The organism is Nitrospira sp. T9 (genome assembly GCF_052156535.1).
Taxonomy (GTDB): Bacteria; Nitrospirota; Nitrospiria; order Nitrospirales; family UBA8639; genus Nitrospira_E.
The window spans coordinates 168,276-182,815 of sequence record NZ_JBQKUP010000029.1 but is presented as its reverse complement, the minus strand read 5'-3'; the positions used below and the strand labels follow the sequence as shown (position 1 = coordinate 182,815).

At 48.7% G+C, this 14,540-nt stretch carries 12 protein-coding genes; 4 read left to right on the top strand and 8 right to left on the bottom strand.

The genetic code is table 11. The features are described 5' to 3' along the window. Window positions 1–140 precede the first annotated feature (140 nt). The 5 genes from trpC to ACTRXD_RS05905 form a co-directional block, all read right to left on the bottom strand. Window positions 141–986 carry an indole-3-glycerol phosphate synthase TrpC gene (gene trpC / locus ACTRXD_RS05925; protein WP_442430918.1) on the bottom strand — a complete coding sequence of 282 codons (846 nt, stop codon included), beginning with the start codon at window positions 984–986 and terminating at the stop codon, window positions 141–143. Next, window positions 983–2,008 carry an anthranilate phosphoribosyltransferase gene (trpD, locus tag ACTRXD_RS05920; protein ID WP_442430917.1) on the bottom strand — a complete coding sequence of 342 codons (1,026 nt, stop codon included), beginning with the start codon at window positions 2,006–2,008 and terminating at the stop codon, window positions 983–985. Before trpD ends, trpC begins: the two co-directional genes overlap by 4 nt. A gap of 40 nt (window positions 2,009–2,048) precedes the next feature. Continuing rightward, window positions 2,049–2,636, bottom strand: a complete 588-nt coding sequence (locus ACTRXD_RS05915) for an anthranilate synthase component II (RefSeq protein WP_442430916.1) — start codon at window positions 2,634–2,636, stop codon at window positions 2,049–2,051. A 20-nt stretch (window positions 2,637–2,656) separates the two neighbouring features. Beyond that, window positions 2,657–4,153: an anthranilate synthase component I gene (gene trpE, locus ACTRXD_RS05910; protein ID WP_442430915.1), complete on the bottom strand. Its 1,497-nt coding sequence runs from the start codon at window positions 4,151–4,153 to the stop codon at window positions 2,657–2,659. Window positions 4,154–4,306: 153 nt separating this feature from the next. After that, window positions 4,307–4,990: a LysM peptidoglycan-binding domain-containing protein gene (locus ACTRXD_RS05905; protein ID WP_442430914.1), complete on the bottom strand. Its 684-nt coding sequence runs from the start codon at window positions 4,988–4,990 to the stop codon at window positions 4,307–4,309. A gap of 247 nt (window positions 4,991–5,237) precedes the next feature. On the opposite strand from ACTRXD_RS05905, the gene ACTRXD_RS05900 reads away from it, so the two are divergent. The 3 genes from ACTRXD_RS05900 to ligA all read left to right on the top strand — a co-directional run bounded on the left by ACTRXD_RS05900 (window position 5,238) and on the right by ligA (window position 10,238). Beyond that, entirely contained in the window at window positions 5,238–6,155 is a 918-nt protein-coding gene (locus ACTRXD_RS05900; protein WP_442430913.1) for an AAA family ATPase, read from the top strand. Between the two features lie 95 nt (window positions 6,156–6,250). Continuing rightward, complete coding sequence (locus tag ACTRXD_RS05895) at window positions 6,251–8,146, top strand: hypothetical protein (protein WP_442430912.1); 1,896 nt, start codon at window positions 6,251–6,253, stop codon at window positions 8,144–8,146. Continuing rightward, the gene (gene ligA / locus ACTRXD_RS05890; protein WP_442430911.1) at window positions 8,100–10,238 is read left to right on the top strand and encodes an NAD-dependent DNA ligase LigA; all 2,139 of its coding nucleotides are present in this window, start codon (window positions 8,100–8,102) and stop codon (window positions 10,236–10,238) included. The genes ACTRXD_RS05895 and ligA overlap by 47 nt, the downstream gene beginning before the upstream one ends. A 146-nt stretch (window positions 10,239–10,384) precedes the next feature. Here ligA and ACTRXD_RS05885 read toward each other — a convergent pair whose 3' ends face one another. The 3 genes from ACTRXD_RS05885 to ACTRXD_RS05875 all read right to left on the bottom strand — a co-directional run bounded on the left by ACTRXD_RS05885 (window position 10,385) and on the right by ACTRXD_RS05875 (window position 13,914). Beyond that, a complete protein-coding gene (locus ACTRXD_RS05885) occupies window positions 10,385–11,656 on the bottom strand; it encodes a hemolysin family protein (protein WP_442430910.1) in 1,272 nt (423 codons plus the stop codon). 250 nt (window positions 11,657–11,906) lie between these two features. Next, window positions 11,907–12,563 carry a septal ring lytic transglycosylase RlpA family protein gene (locus ACTRXD_RS05880; RefSeq protein ID WP_442430909.1) on the bottom strand — a complete coding sequence of 219 codons (657 nt, stop codon included), beginning with the start codon at window positions 12,561–12,563 and terminating at the stop codon, window positions 11,907–11,909. A 115-nt stretch (window positions 12,564–12,678) separates the two neighbouring features. Then, window positions 12,679–13,914: a hypothetical protein gene (locus ACTRXD_RS05875; protein WP_442430908.1), complete on the bottom strand. Its 1,236-nt coding sequence runs from the start codon at window positions 13,912–13,914 to the stop codon at window positions 12,679–12,681. A 167-nt stretch (window positions 13,915–14,081) separates the two neighbouring features. On the opposite strand from ACTRXD_RS05875, the gene ACTRXD_RS05870 reads away from it, so the two are divergent. After that, window positions 14,082–14,504, top strand: a complete 423-nt coding sequence (locus ACTRXD_RS05870) for a hypothetical protein (protein ID WP_442430907.1) — start codon at window positions 14,082–14,084, stop codon at window positions 14,502–14,504. Window positions 14,505–14,540 lie beyond the last annotated feature (36 nt).

Here is a 14,540-nt window from a genome sequence, read left to right as displayed (position 1 = left end):
GTTTGTTGGGGAGGTTCGTAAGCACCACGGTATATGGCTTCAGGCTCATTTTTTTTCTTGTCTAGAGGGGATTCTCAGTAATTTGACCGGTCTTTCGCAAAGAGAATAGGTACCGTCGAGAGTCCCCCTACCATCGAATCCTAAACCCAACGAGTGGTGGATGCTTCTTGTTTTGGAGATGGCGGGGGATGTAATAATTCCTGAATTTTGGTTTGAATCGAGTCTGCGCGCAATAACGACTCACCGATCAACATGGCTTTGGCTCCGGCTTCCAGTACCCGCACAACATGCTCGCGGTTGTGGATACCACTTTCACTGACAATTAATGTGTCTGCCGGCATACGTTTGGCCAGCCGCTCGGTGACACTTAAATCTGTTTGAAAGGTTTTGAGATCCCGGTTGTTGATGCCGATAAGTCTGGCCAAGGGCACCCTTTCAAGGACGGTATCTAATTCCCGTTCATTATGAATTTCAAAGAGCACATCAAGTGACAAGTCTTGCGCAACTGTAAAAAAGTCTTCAAGCTGGAATCGATCCAACGCGGCCGCAATCAGTAACACACAGTCCGCTCCATAGGCTCGCGCTTCATAAAATTGAATCTCCTCAACCATAAATTCTTTATTGAGCGTAGGAAGGTGAACCGCCTCTTTGACATTGTGCAAATACTCCAAGTTCCCTTGAAAGAAATCCTGATCGGTGAGGACGGATAAGGCACTTGCTCCATGCTCTCGATATTGAGAGGCGATGGTCACCGGCTCAAATTGATCGTGAAATTCCGGTCGCATCAGGCCCTGACTGGGTGAAGCTTTTTTGACTTCGGCAATTAATGCCGGAGCTGTTGACGTCCGCCCTGCCTCTAATGCTTGAATAAAACCCAGAGGTCGAGTTCGATCATCAATGCGGCCCTTGAGTTCAGCCAGGTACCCCCGACTCTGTTTTCGACGCAATTCGGCTTTTTTATGTTCGAGAATACGCGAAAGAATCATGCCGCCAACTTTTTGGTCAGGGAAATGAGTTTGTCCAACTTTTCGAATGCGGCTCCGTTGTCCACCACACGACCGGCTTCTTCATATCCTTCTTTCAACGAGGTCGCTTTCTGGCAGGCGATAAAGGCCGGTGCGGCATTCATCAACACAATATCCCGTTTGGGACCCTTTCGTCCTCGAAAAATATCGCGAATGATCTGGGCATTGTCTTCCGGGTTTCCTCCCAACAGTTCTTTGGGCGTAACCGGGTGAAGACCGAAATCTTCCGGCCCGATGGAATAGCTCAGTACTCGTCCTTTTTTTCCTTCAGCAATCCCGGTGCGACTGGTTAATGAAATTTCATCCAAACCGTCCATCCCATGAAGGACAAAGCAATGTTGTGTGCCCAACCTTACTAGAACCTGAGCCAACTTTTCGTTGAGGGCTAGATCATACACTCCCAGAATCTGAATCGTAGCTCGTGCCGGATTGGCCAGCGGTCCCATGATATTCATCAAGGTACGGATCCCCAATTCCGACCGAGGTTTGGCGCAATACTTCATGGCCCCGTGATACAGTGGTGCGAAAAGGAACCCAATGCCAATTTCATTGATGCAATCGGCAACTTTTTCAGGGGACAAGTCGATATTCACACCAAGGGCGGCCAACACGTCCGCACTCCCTGATTGAGAGGACACGGAGCGATTTCCATGTTTGGCAACCGTCATCCCCCCTCCAGCCACGACAAAGGCGGCAGCCGTAGAGATATTGAACGTGTGGCTTTTGTCCCCACCGGTTCCACACGTATCCACTACCTGAGGATCGGCAATTGGGATCCGAATCGCCCGTTCGCGCATGGCTCGCACTGATCCGGTGATTTCATCGATCGTTTCGCCTTTCATGCGTAACCCCATTAAGTAGGCTGAAATTTGGGCTTCAGTGGCCCCTCCTTGCATGATTTCCCGCATGGCTTCTTCCGCTTCGAGTTCTGAGAGGTCGAGGCCCTCGGCTAATTTGGCGATGTGGTCTTTGAGTAGGGGCATGTGAACAGGCTCATGGACAGATGACTGAAAAGTCTTGGATTTAGTGGTCGGTTGAAGAGCAGACGGGTAATAATAAAAAATTCCGCAAAAGGTCCATCCCTGACGTGGTGAGAATCGACTCGGGATGAAATTGCACACCTTCCGCTCCGGTTGGGGTATGTCGAAGTCCCATGATTTCGCCTTCTACGGTTTCGGCTGAAATTTCAAAGTCCGTGGGCAAGGTTTCACGCTTGACGATTAAGGAATGATATCGGGTGGCTTCAAAGGGATTCGGGAGGCCTTCAAAAATTGTTTTTCCGTCATGATGAACCATGGAGGTTTTCCCGTGCATAAGTCTTGGGGCTCGAATAATTTGACCTCCAAACGCATAGGCCAGGGATTGATGCCCGAGACAGACACCAAAGAGGGGAAGACGGCCGGCAAAACGCTTGATGATCGCAACAGAAATGCCCGCCTCGTTTGGCGTGCAGGGGCCGGGGGAGATTAATATTCGCTCAGGTGCCAGGCGGTGAATGTCATCAATAGTGAGGGCATCATTTCGAAAAATCTTAAGATCGGCTCCCAACTCTCCAAGATATTGGACAAGATTGTAGGTAAACGAATCGTAATTGTCGATGACCAGAATCATAGGGTTCTTCTCAAGCCTTTTTACGCGAGACCACGTTCGGCCATTTCGATGGCTCTCATCATGGCGCCGGCTTTTGTTCGAGTTTCTTCATATTCGCGGGTAGGGTCAGAATCCGCGACAATTCCGGCACCGGCCTGAATATACGCCTTTTGTCCTTGAACGACGACCGTACGAATATTGATACAGGTATCCATATTCCCGGAAAAACTAAAATATCCGACCGCTCCCGCATAAGGTCCCCGACGAGTGGGTTCCAATTCCTCAATGATTTGCATGGCTCGGATTTTCGGCGCACCGGACACGGTGCCGGCCGGAAAACACGCCTTCATAACATCATAGGCTGTGTATCGCGGATCTAATTCTCCCTTGACTTGAGACACAATGTGCATGACATGGGAATACCGTTCAACTTTCTTGAACCGTTCAACTTTGACTGTTCCGGCTTTGGCCACTCGACCCACATCATTGCGGCCTAAATCCACCAACATGACATGTTCGGCTAATTCCTTGTGATCAGATAAGAGATCCTGCTCCAATGAGTTGTCAGCTTCTGGCGTTTGGCCACGGGGACGGGTTCCGGCAATGGGTCGCACCACAATGTTGCCTTCTTCGCATCGCACAAGGATTTCCGGAGAAGATCCCACGAGTTCGATGCCGGCAATGCGTAAATAGAACATGTAGGGTGAGGGATTGAGGACCCTCAAGGCTCGATAAATCTCCAGGGGATCAGTGTGGATGGTGGTTTGCCAGCGTTGGGACATGACACCCTGGATGATGTCCCCGGCCTGAATATATTCCTTCGTCCGAAGCACCATTTTTTCAAAGTCCTCAGGAGACAGGTTGGATTGAAATTTGAGTGGCGCACGTCGAATCGAGGCCGTAGGTCGCCTGGTTGGTTTATGAAGTCTGGCAATGATTGATTCAATCCGCTTGATAGCGTCTTGATAGATCTGGCGAAGTTGGGTCTTTTTTGCAGAAGTAATATGGGCATTGGCCACGACTTTGAGGGTATGGGCGACATTGTCAAAAATGAGTAAGGTGTCCGTAATGCAAAACGCAAAGAGGGGAGTTTTAATCCCGGGTTTCGCTCGAGACGGAACCGGTTCAAAAGACCTGACCACGTCATAACCCAAATAACCCACTGCACCACCAACAAATCGTGGTAAACCGGGTACGACAACCGGATGATACTCTGCCATGGTATTCTGAATATGGTCCAAGGGGTTGTCCTGCAGCGGGACACGGTGTTGTTTCCGGCCTTTTTGGGTGATTACTTCCCCATTCTCCTCCCACAACATGACGGAAGGGTGACTACCCAAGAAGGAATATCGTGCCCAGTTTTCCCCCCCTTCGATACTTTCAAATAAAAAGGCATTAGGTCCCATATTAATTTTTGAAAATGCGGATACAGGCGTCTCGAAATCCGCCAGAATTTCTCGATAAAGGGGGATGAGGTTTCCTTGTGAGGCGAATTGGCAAAATTCCTCAAAACTCACTGAATAATAAGCATTTTTCATGGTTTTGACGGTAGCATATGGCCTATGAGGTGTCAACGAAAGTGCCAGTGAGACACACGTCTTCTCGAGGGTAGAACAAGAAAAGGCCGGAACCGAAGGAAGCGGCTTTCCTTGGGATTCCGACCTTAGCTTGAAGAATGAATGGAGCTGAAATTACTGACCGCTGACAATAAGCTTTTGTCCAACGTGAATGGTGTTATCCGTCAACTGATTCCAGGCTTTGAGATCGGCGATTGACACGCCGTACTCTTTGGAGATCCGGTAGAGGGTCTCGCCTTTAGCTACAATATGTGACCCTTCATCAAGACTTCCCATGGTATCCATACTCGGTGAATCTAAAGGAATGCTGTCCCCCAAATTCAAGTCCGAATCAAGTTTCGTCATATCTGAATCTTGAAAGTCAAGATCATTCAGCCCAAATTCCGAGATCGAAGGTTCGGAAAGTTTCAAATCATCTGATTTTCCCATCCCTCCCTCTCTTACACGCGAAAGTTCGTCATGGGAACGGTTCAATTGGTCGCGCAACGCTTCTAATTCGGCATTTAAATCTCGGTTTTGCGATTCCAATGACCCCAGTTGTCGTTGCGTGTCTTGATACTTCACATTTAATTCACCGGTTCGTTTTTCTTCTTGCGCTAAAAGCCTTTGGAAATTTAACGCGCGTGCCTTCTCGGCTTCAAACTTTTCTGTGCTGACGCATCCGGTCAAGACTCCACTACAGACCAGTACGCCAGCTGCAATTTTCAGGTATCCAAACCAGCCCGATGATTGGGGATCTCCTTGATGTCCCCCGAACAATGGTTGCACCATATTATGCGTTCCTCCTCTGAGGTTCATATGTATCCCTCCTTTAGGGACAGTGGTCAATAACGAAAAGGCGAACATCTTCACCATCTGGTCACCTTTTGCTACACAATAATTCGGAATAGGGATAATGTCAAACAACTATTTTGCACACCGGCAGGAGTTGCCGAACACCACGATTCATTGACCATAGAAAAATGGCTGTGATAATTTCACTTACTATTTGTCTTCGTCCTTTTCTATGACCTCTCCATTTTCACATTCTGCGGATTCTTCGGTAATGCACATCGGGCAGGTTGCGGTTCGCCTGGCCCGTCCCCTCACACACACGCAAGCCTGGATGGGCGATCAAGAAATTTTACGTCAGCTTCTCGCCTGTTGGATTATCGTTGATGAAAAAGATGTGCCTTTATCACCGAGAATTATCGGTCAACCGGGTGTGGGGAAGACCACACTCGCCATGGCGGCCACTCAGGAGCGGAAGCAGGAACTCTTCATCTATCAATGTACGGCTGATACCAGGCCGGAAGACCTTCTCGTCTCCCCGGTCATTTCTGAGGGAGGCACGATTACCTATCAAGCCTCTCCCTTAGTCACAGCTATGATGACCGGCCATGTTTGTCTGCTTGATGAAGGCAACCGGATGAATGAAAAGAGTTGGGCCTCCCTTGCCTCCCTGCTTGATCATCGACGCTCGGTCGATTCGGTCGTGGCGGGTGTTCAAATTCATGCGCATGAAAATTTTCGGTGTTGTGTCACGATGAATGAAGATGCCTCAACCTACGAGGTGCCGGATTATATTCTGTCTCGCCTGCAACCGACGTTGAAAGTTGAATTCCCTAACAAGGAACATGAATTGGCCATTTTGCGGTATCACCTCCCGTTTGCCTCTGCGGAATTAATCACGCTCACGGTGAATTTTCTTCAAAAAGCGCATCAACTAGATCTCCCGTTCTCCATTCGGGACGGGATGCACATGGTGCAATACGCGATGAAACGGATGGCCCAAGACCCTCACCATCCCGTGGCCCGTGACCCGGCTTGGCAGGAAGCCCTGATCAATGTTTTGGGGGAAGAAGCACAGGATCTGGAGGTGTTAGCGAAACGCCGGTCCCAAACATTGCACGGGCATGCTCTCCCGAAAGGATTGGGGGATTTCTTCTTTGAAGAGGACCATCCCCTGCACCCTGACCAGTAGGCTTTCGGACCTGTAACCCTTGGTGACCCTGATGCATGGCCCATCCTCTAATTCTTGAGTGTGGAAGCCGCCCAGCTTTTCCTCCAGGACGCACCATGACTCTCTCCTCGTTGACTCCAGACACAATTTTTGCCCTCTCCTCTAATATTCACGTCCTACCTGTCGTGCATGGAAGTGGAGATATGGCTCATGTCGTCCGCGAGATTATTGTGTCCCGCCACATTGATTGTGTGGTCCTTCCTCTCCCACCATCGGTGCAATCCCTTGTGGAAAAGGGGATTGACCAGTTGCCTGTTATCAGTCTGGTGGTTCTTCCAGAACAACATGACGATGGAATCTCGAGCTGCTCTTATGTGTCGATTGATCCCTGCCAACCGGTGATTATGGGGATTCGATCAGCCATGTCGGAAATGATCCCGCGAGCCTATGTTGATCGTGAGGTCCGGCGCTACCATCCCGTTTCCTGGGTCGGGCCTGATCCCTATACCTTAAAGGCTGTGCCTTTGGCAGCCTTCTCTGCTGCCACCATTCCTTTTTTGCCGCCTCCTCAAGACTCATCTTCTCGTTGGGAACGCATCCGTTGGATGGCCTTTCGACTTCATGAACTCGAACTGGACTTTTCGGCCATTCTTTTTCTCTGCCCAATGACGGATTGGCCCTGGGTGCGTCAGGCCTATCACGAGCGGATGCCGTATATTTCACCCGAGCAGAACATAAGTCTTCCCGAGTGGTGGAAGGTCGAACCATCTTCCCTCTACTTTGCGTTGAGCGAATTACCCTATGTCACCCATCTCTATGAACAACGAAGGGAAGAAGCCCGCGCCGATACGCATTTGGCTATTGATGCCATCAAAGAACTGGTTCTGGAAGCACGGGCCCGGTGGCTGGCGTCTCGTTCCACGACCATCGCGCACGAAACCAATTGGGTCACTCCACAATTATTGCAACGCTATTTTCAATATGTGCGGAACCTGACACTTCTCGAGCATCGGCTTAAACCGGATTTGTATACCTTGGTTCTAGCTGCCAAGCAAATGGCTGGAGATGAATTTGCCCTCAGGCTATTGGAAACCGCCAAAACCTATGACTACCAAACTCAACCATCCATATTGGATACCAGGCCTGATGTGTTGATGGGAATTGGCGAACTTCAAGACCCTGGTGGCAACATTCTCCCCGCTGTGAATCGGCTGCAAGGTGACCCTTTGGTTTGGCGCCGTGTCACCCTCCGGCCTGATCCCTCAAGACCCAAAACACAAGCTTGGGCACAACAATGGAATCCTTCCCGCCAGTGTTCCTGGCCTCCGGAAGATCAGCGCATTGAATCTTTTGCATCGCATGTTCGACAGCATAGTCGACAGGTCTTGGGGGCAGATTTAGGCAGGATTGAACGATTTAACAACTCGCTGGAAGATGGAATTGATCTGCGGGCGACTTTGCGCCAGTGGGCTATTTCCCCACAACGATCCGTGCGCGATATTCATGTCAAAGTGATTCCTCCCATGCGAGGAACCATTGAAGCGTTGGTGTTTTTCTTTGAGGTGCCGGCTGATCCCCAGAAGTTTTCCTGGCAAACGACCTGGTATGCCGAACATCAGGAAGAGTCCACTCTCAGTTTTTACGCAACCCCCTTTTCGCCGAACATGGTCGGTCCAGGAATCGGGCAGGCATGCTATGGAGGCGCACTGTTCCTGTTTCCCCCTCGCCTTATTCCTGATATATGGGAAAATCCCTTATTCGATTTTGCGACATCGCTCGAAGAACGATTGCTGGCGGGAGCCTGCGCCCATTCACAAGAACCCGTTGTAGCTGTCGTCTCGCCGGTTCCGTTGACTTGGGCCTGGCGAAAGATGGCCCGTCGCTTCGGCCGGAAGCTCCTGCCCATTCCCTTACATCGGTTTTCAGGGCAGACGATTGCTCGTCTACGCCAATTTCATGTGTTAAATGGGCACGAAATCCGAAGTTATGCAGCCAAATTTATTCGAGAATAATCCTGACGAGGCAGGAGGAGAGGATTCTTCCAAGGCTCCTCCATCTCGTGCTGTGCCACACGCAAAGGTTCAACTGAAGCTTGATAAGTTAAAACATGCCATCCGTCGACATGATGAATTGTATTATGTTCGAAGCCGACCGGAAATCTCTGATGCTGAATATGACCACCTTTTTCGAGAACTGCAAGACTTAGAGAGCCAATACCCGGACCTCAGGACACCCGATTCGCCAACCCAGCGGGTGGGGGGGGCGCCACTTGCCCAATTCAGTAAAATTACACACGAATTTCCTCTTCTTAGTTTGGACTCGGAAATGGATGAAGAGCGCGTATTGGCGTTCGATCAGCGGGTTTGCCGGGAATTAGACGTGCAAAAGCCGAGCTATTCGGCTGAACCCAAATACGATGGATTATCTGTGGCCCTCACTTACGACCATGGCATATTTGTGCGAGGAGCTACGCGAGGAAATGGGGCTATAGGGGAGGACGTGACACGCAATCTTCGTACGATTCGCGCCCTGCCATTACAGTTGAAGGAAGGTGGGGCTTTTCCCTCCCATATGGTGGTGCGGGGTGAAGTGTTTATGAAGCTCCAGGATTTTCACAGATTGAATCGAAGCTTAACCGAACAAGGGGAAGAACCCTTTGCCAATCCGCGTAATGCGTCATCCGGAACATTACGCCAATTGGACCCGGCTATTACCGCGACCCGCCCGCTGAACATCACCTGCTACGATTTCATGAGCCCTGGGTCAATTAGACCCAGCACCCATTATGAAGCGGTCACGTGCCTAGAGGCATGGGGATTGCCCGTCCCTCAATTTCGTCGGCACTGCCCCTCCATTCAGGAAGCTCTGGACTTTCATCGGGAAATGTTTGAACGACGGGACGTCCTGCCGTTTGAAATTGACGGTATCGTCATCAAAATTGACCGGTTCGATTGGCAAAGGGCTCTTGGCGAAAAGTCACGCAGTCCCCGATGGGCCATTGCCTTCAAATTTCCTCCAAGAAAGGAACTGACCAAAGTTCAGGAGATTGCCATGTCGGTTGGTCGGACCGGGGCGCTCACCCCCATTGCCATATTGGATCCGGTGGAAATCGGTGGTGTGACGGTGAGTCGGGCCTCACTGCATAATGTGGAGGAAGTCGCCCGTAAAGATGTCAGGGTGGGTGATACCGTAAAAGTCGAACGGGCAGGGGACGTCATTCCAGATGTGGTGGAACGCGTGCCTGTGCCGGGTGAAGAGCGTGGAGCTCCTTTTCAGCCGCCAACGACCTGTCCGGTGTGTCAGTCCCATACCATTCAGGAAGGGCCAATTCTGTACTGTACCGGCCAAACGGTATGTTCAGCGCAACTCAAAGGATCGCTTGAACATTTTTCATCAAAAGGCGCCTTGAATATCGAAGGCCTTGGAAAAAAAACGGTAGCACAGTTGGTCGACAAGGGCTTCGTCAAGGATTTATCTGATTTGTATACATTAGGTATTGACGACCTTCTTCAATTAGAAGGGTTTGCAGACAAATCCGCGAGTCAACTTTTGGAAGAAATCGAAAGGAGTAAGGAGGTTCCCTTCGCGCGCCTTCTGATTGGCCTCGGCATACGTCATGTGGGGACTCATATCGCCAGAGTTTTGGCCAAAAATTTTGGTTCACTCGACAATTTGAAGAAGGCTACCGAAGAGGAACTGTTGCAAATCCGTGACATCGGACCAGAGATTGCTGCGAGCGTGACTCATTTTTTTCAAGAATCCCGTAATTTGAAGGTTTGGCAACACATGGAGTCATTGGGAGTTCGGGTTCAACAGGAAGCAAGGATGTCAGAGACGCACGCTCAACCGTTGAGGGGGAAGATATTTGTGTTAACCGGGACGTTGAAGGGCTATTCCCGTCAGGAGGCGAAACGCAGAATTGAAGAGTTAGGTGGACGTGTCACTTCCAGCGTCAGTAAGCAGACAGATTACCTCATAGCCGGCGAAGACCCCGGCTCTAAATATGACAGGGCCACCACATTAGGAGTCAGAATTTTAGATGAAAATGAATTTTCCTTATTCATTCAATCCGGGAACACTCTATCTTCATCATCCAACGAGTAAGGTTTTTATCGAATAATTATTGCTAAGGTTTTGCCTCATCATGCACTAGCGTGGGTTGCAAGAAAGGGCCAGATCAATTTCTTTGTTAGGATTGAGCGATGTTAAATTTTACCAACAGAACACATTATACAACCGGAAAGTTTTTGTTAGGATTCTGAAGACACCGTAGAGGGTTCGGTGGGAGGCGTTTCGGGAACAGGTTCTTCCTTGATGATTTGGACACCTTTGATAGAGCGTTCATCAGCTTCTTGGACAATTAAAAGGCAATTGTCCGTTTGAACTTTCTCACCGACAGCAGGTATATGGCCTAATTCTTCGAGGATAAGTCCGCTAATCGTATTTTGTTCCTCGTCGAGTTCGACCTTAAGAAATTCATTGATGCGGCGTACTTCGGTTCGCCCATCCACTAATATTTGATTTTTTCCCGTCCGGCGAATCCATTCTTCGCTAAGATCGCCTTCATCGAGAATCTCTCCAACTACTTCTTCAAGAAGATCTTCGACGGTAATTAACCCCATCACTCCCCCAAACTCATTGACCACGATTGCAATGTGTCGTTTTTCTTGTTGGAATTGCCTCAATAAATCATCAGCCGTTTTGGTAGAGGGGATGAATAATGCCGGTTTCGCTAATGATTTGAGGGTGAGGTTCGTATGACTTTGAGCCAGCTCCATCAAGGCATGATTGCGATAGAGAATGGCGGTGATATTGTCCGGATTTCCTTCGTAAATGGGAATCCGTGAATATTTCGCTTTAAATAATTCTTCCCGGGCTTCTCCAAGTGTTTGATTGCCATCGAGAGCGAACATATATATCCTCGGCGTCATCGCATCTTCAGCCGTCACGTCATTAAAATCAAACACGTTTTTAATCATTTTCACTTCATCTGTTTCCAAGACCCCCGCTTTTCCTCCGGCATCGAGCATGATCTTGAGTTCTTCTTCCGTGATAAAAGGAACGGTTAACCCCCGACCACCTGTGAGTTTTAAAATAAACGGTTCCAGGAAATAGAGGAACGGAAAAAATAATTGTTCGAGGAGATATATGGGGTATGCCAGTAATTGCACGGCCGTTTCAGAATATTTGGCACAAAGCGTTTTTGGGACAATTTCACCGAATAACAGGACCATAAAGGTTAAGAGACCCGTAGCCACAGCCACGGCCTCAGACCCAAACATGCGAATGGCAATCAAGGTTGCCATGGAGGCCGCCATAATATTGACTAAATTATTACCAATCAGAATTGTCGAGAGAAGGCGTTGTGGATTTGACCGTAATTTCAGGGCAAGTTTTGCCCCTTTATGGCCTTCATCGGCCAGGGTTTTTAACCGGCTTTCCGTTATTGAAAAAAATGCAATCTCCGCCCCGGAGAAAAAGGCGGAAAGTCCTAGACAAATAAGGACGGCGATAAAATCCATAGAGGGCTTAACGAGCTCCGACGTGACAAAGATATGTCGTTACAGCAAGTAAAGCTGCAAGATCTGGTAGTCTGGTCTTGGAGGAAGTTGGTATCAGAAGAGTATGAGAGGGATTCATAATAAGGCCAAAAGTCTCATTGTTGATGAGAGGTTTTGAGCCCTCAGTGCTTGATTGGGTTCAAAGTACCATAGGGTATTGGTTTAAGGCAATTATACCGGATGAATTATCAGATTTGCTCTTTTATTTCAGTCAGTTACCTTGTATCAGAAGAGAGTCAAGGTCGTATTGTTTTTCCAGTTCTATCGCCACGATTTTGGCCTTTTCCTGAGAGGGAAATGTCCCAATCTGAACACGGTGCCATTGTCCGGAGGGAAGGTCCACGGTCGTCAATCGTATATTGGGATAGTGGTAAGCCAATTGTTCATGCAAGGCGACCGCTTGAGTTAAAGTCGAGAAAGAGCCTACCTGCACCCAATAATGATCAAACCCTCCCTTCGACATATAGCCTGAACTTGCGTTTGTCGATTCGAGGATCGTTAAACTGACGTTTTCCGTTCCTCTTCCAATCATGGCCAACTCCCGGGCAGCTCCATAGGACAGATCAATGATCCGACCCCGAATAAAAGGACCACGATCATTGATGCGAACGGTTACTGATTTCCCGGTATCGAGACTTTGAACGAGGACCTGTGTTCCGAATGGTAGCGTACGATGTGCGGCAGTGAGTGCCCACATGTCGTAGGGTTCACCGTTGGCAGTCGGATTACCATGAAAATTTGGGCCATACCAGGAAGCCACGCCTTGTTGAATTGTATCAGGGATCATTGGCTCGGTTCGAGATTGGCCACCTGCACATCCAGCCATGAGCAGGAAAGTCAGGATAAGACAAATCCTTTTGACTGGCATACCACTATTCATGACTCGTATTTCCCGCAGGAGTGTGAAGGGAAGGTGTTTTGTCGAGTTGGATGATCTTGGGAAGCGCATGAGTCTCATGGACTCACCAGTTAGCCATGGATCCTTAAGGAGCCTGGTCCATCGTTCGACGGTCGACAAAGCGGTAGCTCTGTCGATTGAATACCGGATATACTGAAAAGATGGGTGTTCCACAGGGGATAACTGCGCTGTCAATGCCACGGCTTAATTGAAGATGGAGATTTATGAAGTTAAAACTCAAGCCTTCTTGCCAGGGTTGAGATAAATTGTGCACATATGATTCAACTTTATCGGAAGCGTACGTTCTGGTCATGAGGCCCGCTCCGCCTTGCAATCCATAATCGGGGAGATCCGGCGCACCTTGAATGAGGAGTGAAACCATAGAGGCATCGAACCACACCTTGATGTTACAACTAACCTGAATAAAGGGTCCCAAACTACCGGTGTGTTCTAAGACGGCCATGGGGTAGACCAGTTCCGGTGGGAGAGAGGGGTCGGTTTGAGAGGCGTGGGTGATAAACTCTGGGTCCTTGATGCCCGATACAGAGAAAAAGATAAGATTCGGATCGCGGAGATCCACATCCAGCACTTGGCCGTCATGGTAACTGCATAATTTCCCCATCTCATAGCGCAAAGGAAATGAATATCCCATTTTTCCATAGAAAATTCGAATTCCAGCTTCCAACGGATCTTCCGGGCTTCGGCTGATTTTTAAGTCAAAAGGTAAAACAATATGAAAAGCATTCGTCCGGGCATTGATAAATGGAGCGCAGGCACCGGGAAATTCTTTATGGATCGCCAGATTGTCCGGTTCAAAATTTTTCGCTGCTCCACCGAAATGCTGGGCAGTTTTTGCCTCTTTGGTCAATCGATATTTTTCTTGATAATAGGCTGAGGCCCGCTTTTGTGCGGTTTCGAGAAAATATTCAGGGATATCGGTTTCGACAATTAAGCTTTGTCGATCTGGAGATTGTGCCCGGGCCACCTTCATCGCTTCATTGTAGCGATGAAGATCACTTTGAGTTTTTCTGATTAAATGCTCAAGGTCCCGCCCTAATTCAGGATCGTGGTAGCGTGTTTGCGGTAAAAGTTGGTAGGCTTTTTGCAGTAATTCTAATTTCATGGTGTAACGTTTGGGTTCTGCAGAGAAGACCGTCGCTATAGCCATCAACAAATTAAACTGTTCCTCAGGAAGGAGGGATAATTTGTTCAGGTCGTTCTCCTTGACAAATGCTAAACCTAATGGACCAAAGGCTTCCTCCTGGCGTAGATGGAGGGTAAGGAGATAGTTGAGATAGGCGCGAGCGTCTTCTTGAGTCATATGGATCCTTATTTTACGGGAGGGCATTCTAAGGTAAGTTTGTCATTGGAGCAAGGCATCGTTTGAATTTCCATACAATTTTTGTGGAACCCTCTGCTTTGATAACCATGAGAATCATCAAATTTGAGCAGGCGAAAAAACAGGGTTTTGGGAGGAAAGGATTCAATATGCACCAAGCCTTTTTGCTAAAAACCAGAAGTGCCGCCTCTATGCTGGGAATGGGATGGATTATGGCCTGTCTGTTCCTGGGAAGCGGAGCGGCATTTGTTTCGGCAGAAGATACAGCTGGCAAGAAAACAGGATCGGTTGCAGCTAGAGGAGACGATTTATCCACGGAGAGTCTGAATAAACAAATTACTGATTTAGAAATACAAATCCAGAAACTCCGGGATCAAAGCATTGAGTTACAAGAAAAAACCCGAGCCAAACTTCAAGCCCAACTCGATAATTTCAAAAAGCAACAAGATACCCTCATTCCTCGAATTGAGCAACTTCGTGACAATAGTGAAACCGCTTGGCAGGACATCAAGGAAAACATTCAAAAGGCCATTGAAGATCTCAAGCTTTCCGTTGATTCTATGAAAAAATAACGTTGCGCCGGCCTCTCGGGTAGTCTTTACGTTTGC

Coding starts and splice junctions, on each gene's coding strand:
- ACTRXD_RS05900 (WP_442430913.1), top strand. CDS start 5,238: ATGCACATCGGGCAGGTTGCGGTTCGCCTGGCCCGTCCCCTCACACAC.
- ACTRXD_RS05905 (WP_442430914.1), bottom strand. CDS start 4,990: ATGAACCTCAGAGGAGGAACGCATAATATGGTGCAACCATTGTTCGGG.
- ACTRXD_RS05880 (WP_442430909.1), bottom strand. CDS start 12,563: ATGCCAGTCAAAAGGATTTGTCTTATCCTGACTTTCCTGCTCATGGCT.
- trpD (WP_442430917.1), bottom strand. CDS start 2,008: ATGCCCCTACTCAAAGACCACATCGCCAAATTAGCCGAGGGCCTCGAC.
- ACTRXD_RS05885 (WP_442430910.1), bottom strand. CDS start 11,656: ATGGATTTTATCGCCGTCCTTATTTGTCTAGGACTTTCCGCCTTTTTC.
- ACTRXD_RS05875 (WP_442430908.1), bottom strand. CDS start 13,914: ATGACTCAAGAAGACGCTCGCGCCTATCTCAACTATCTCCTTACCCTC.
- trpE (WP_442430915.1), bottom strand. CDS start 4,153: ATGAAAAATGCTTATTATTCAGTGAGTTTTGAGGAATTTTGCCAATTC.
- ligA (WP_442430911.1), top strand. CDS start 8,100: ATGGGCACGAAATCCGAAGTTATGCAGCCAAATTTATTCGAGAATAAT.
- trpC (WP_442430918.1), bottom strand. CDS start 986: ATGATTCTTTCGCGTATTCTCGAACATAAAAAAGCCGAATTGCGTCGA.
- ACTRXD_RS05895 (WP_442430912.1), top strand. CDS start 6,251: ATGACTCTCTCCTCGTTGACTCCAGACACAATTTTTGCCCTCTCCTCT.
- ACTRXD_RS05870 (WP_442430907.1), top strand. CDS start 14,082: ATGCACCAAGCCTTTTTGCTAAAAACCAGAAGTGCCGCCTCTATGCTG.
- ACTRXD_RS05915 (WP_442430916.1), bottom strand. CDS start 2,636: ATGATTCTGGTCATCGACAATTACGATTCGTTTACCTACAATCTTGTC.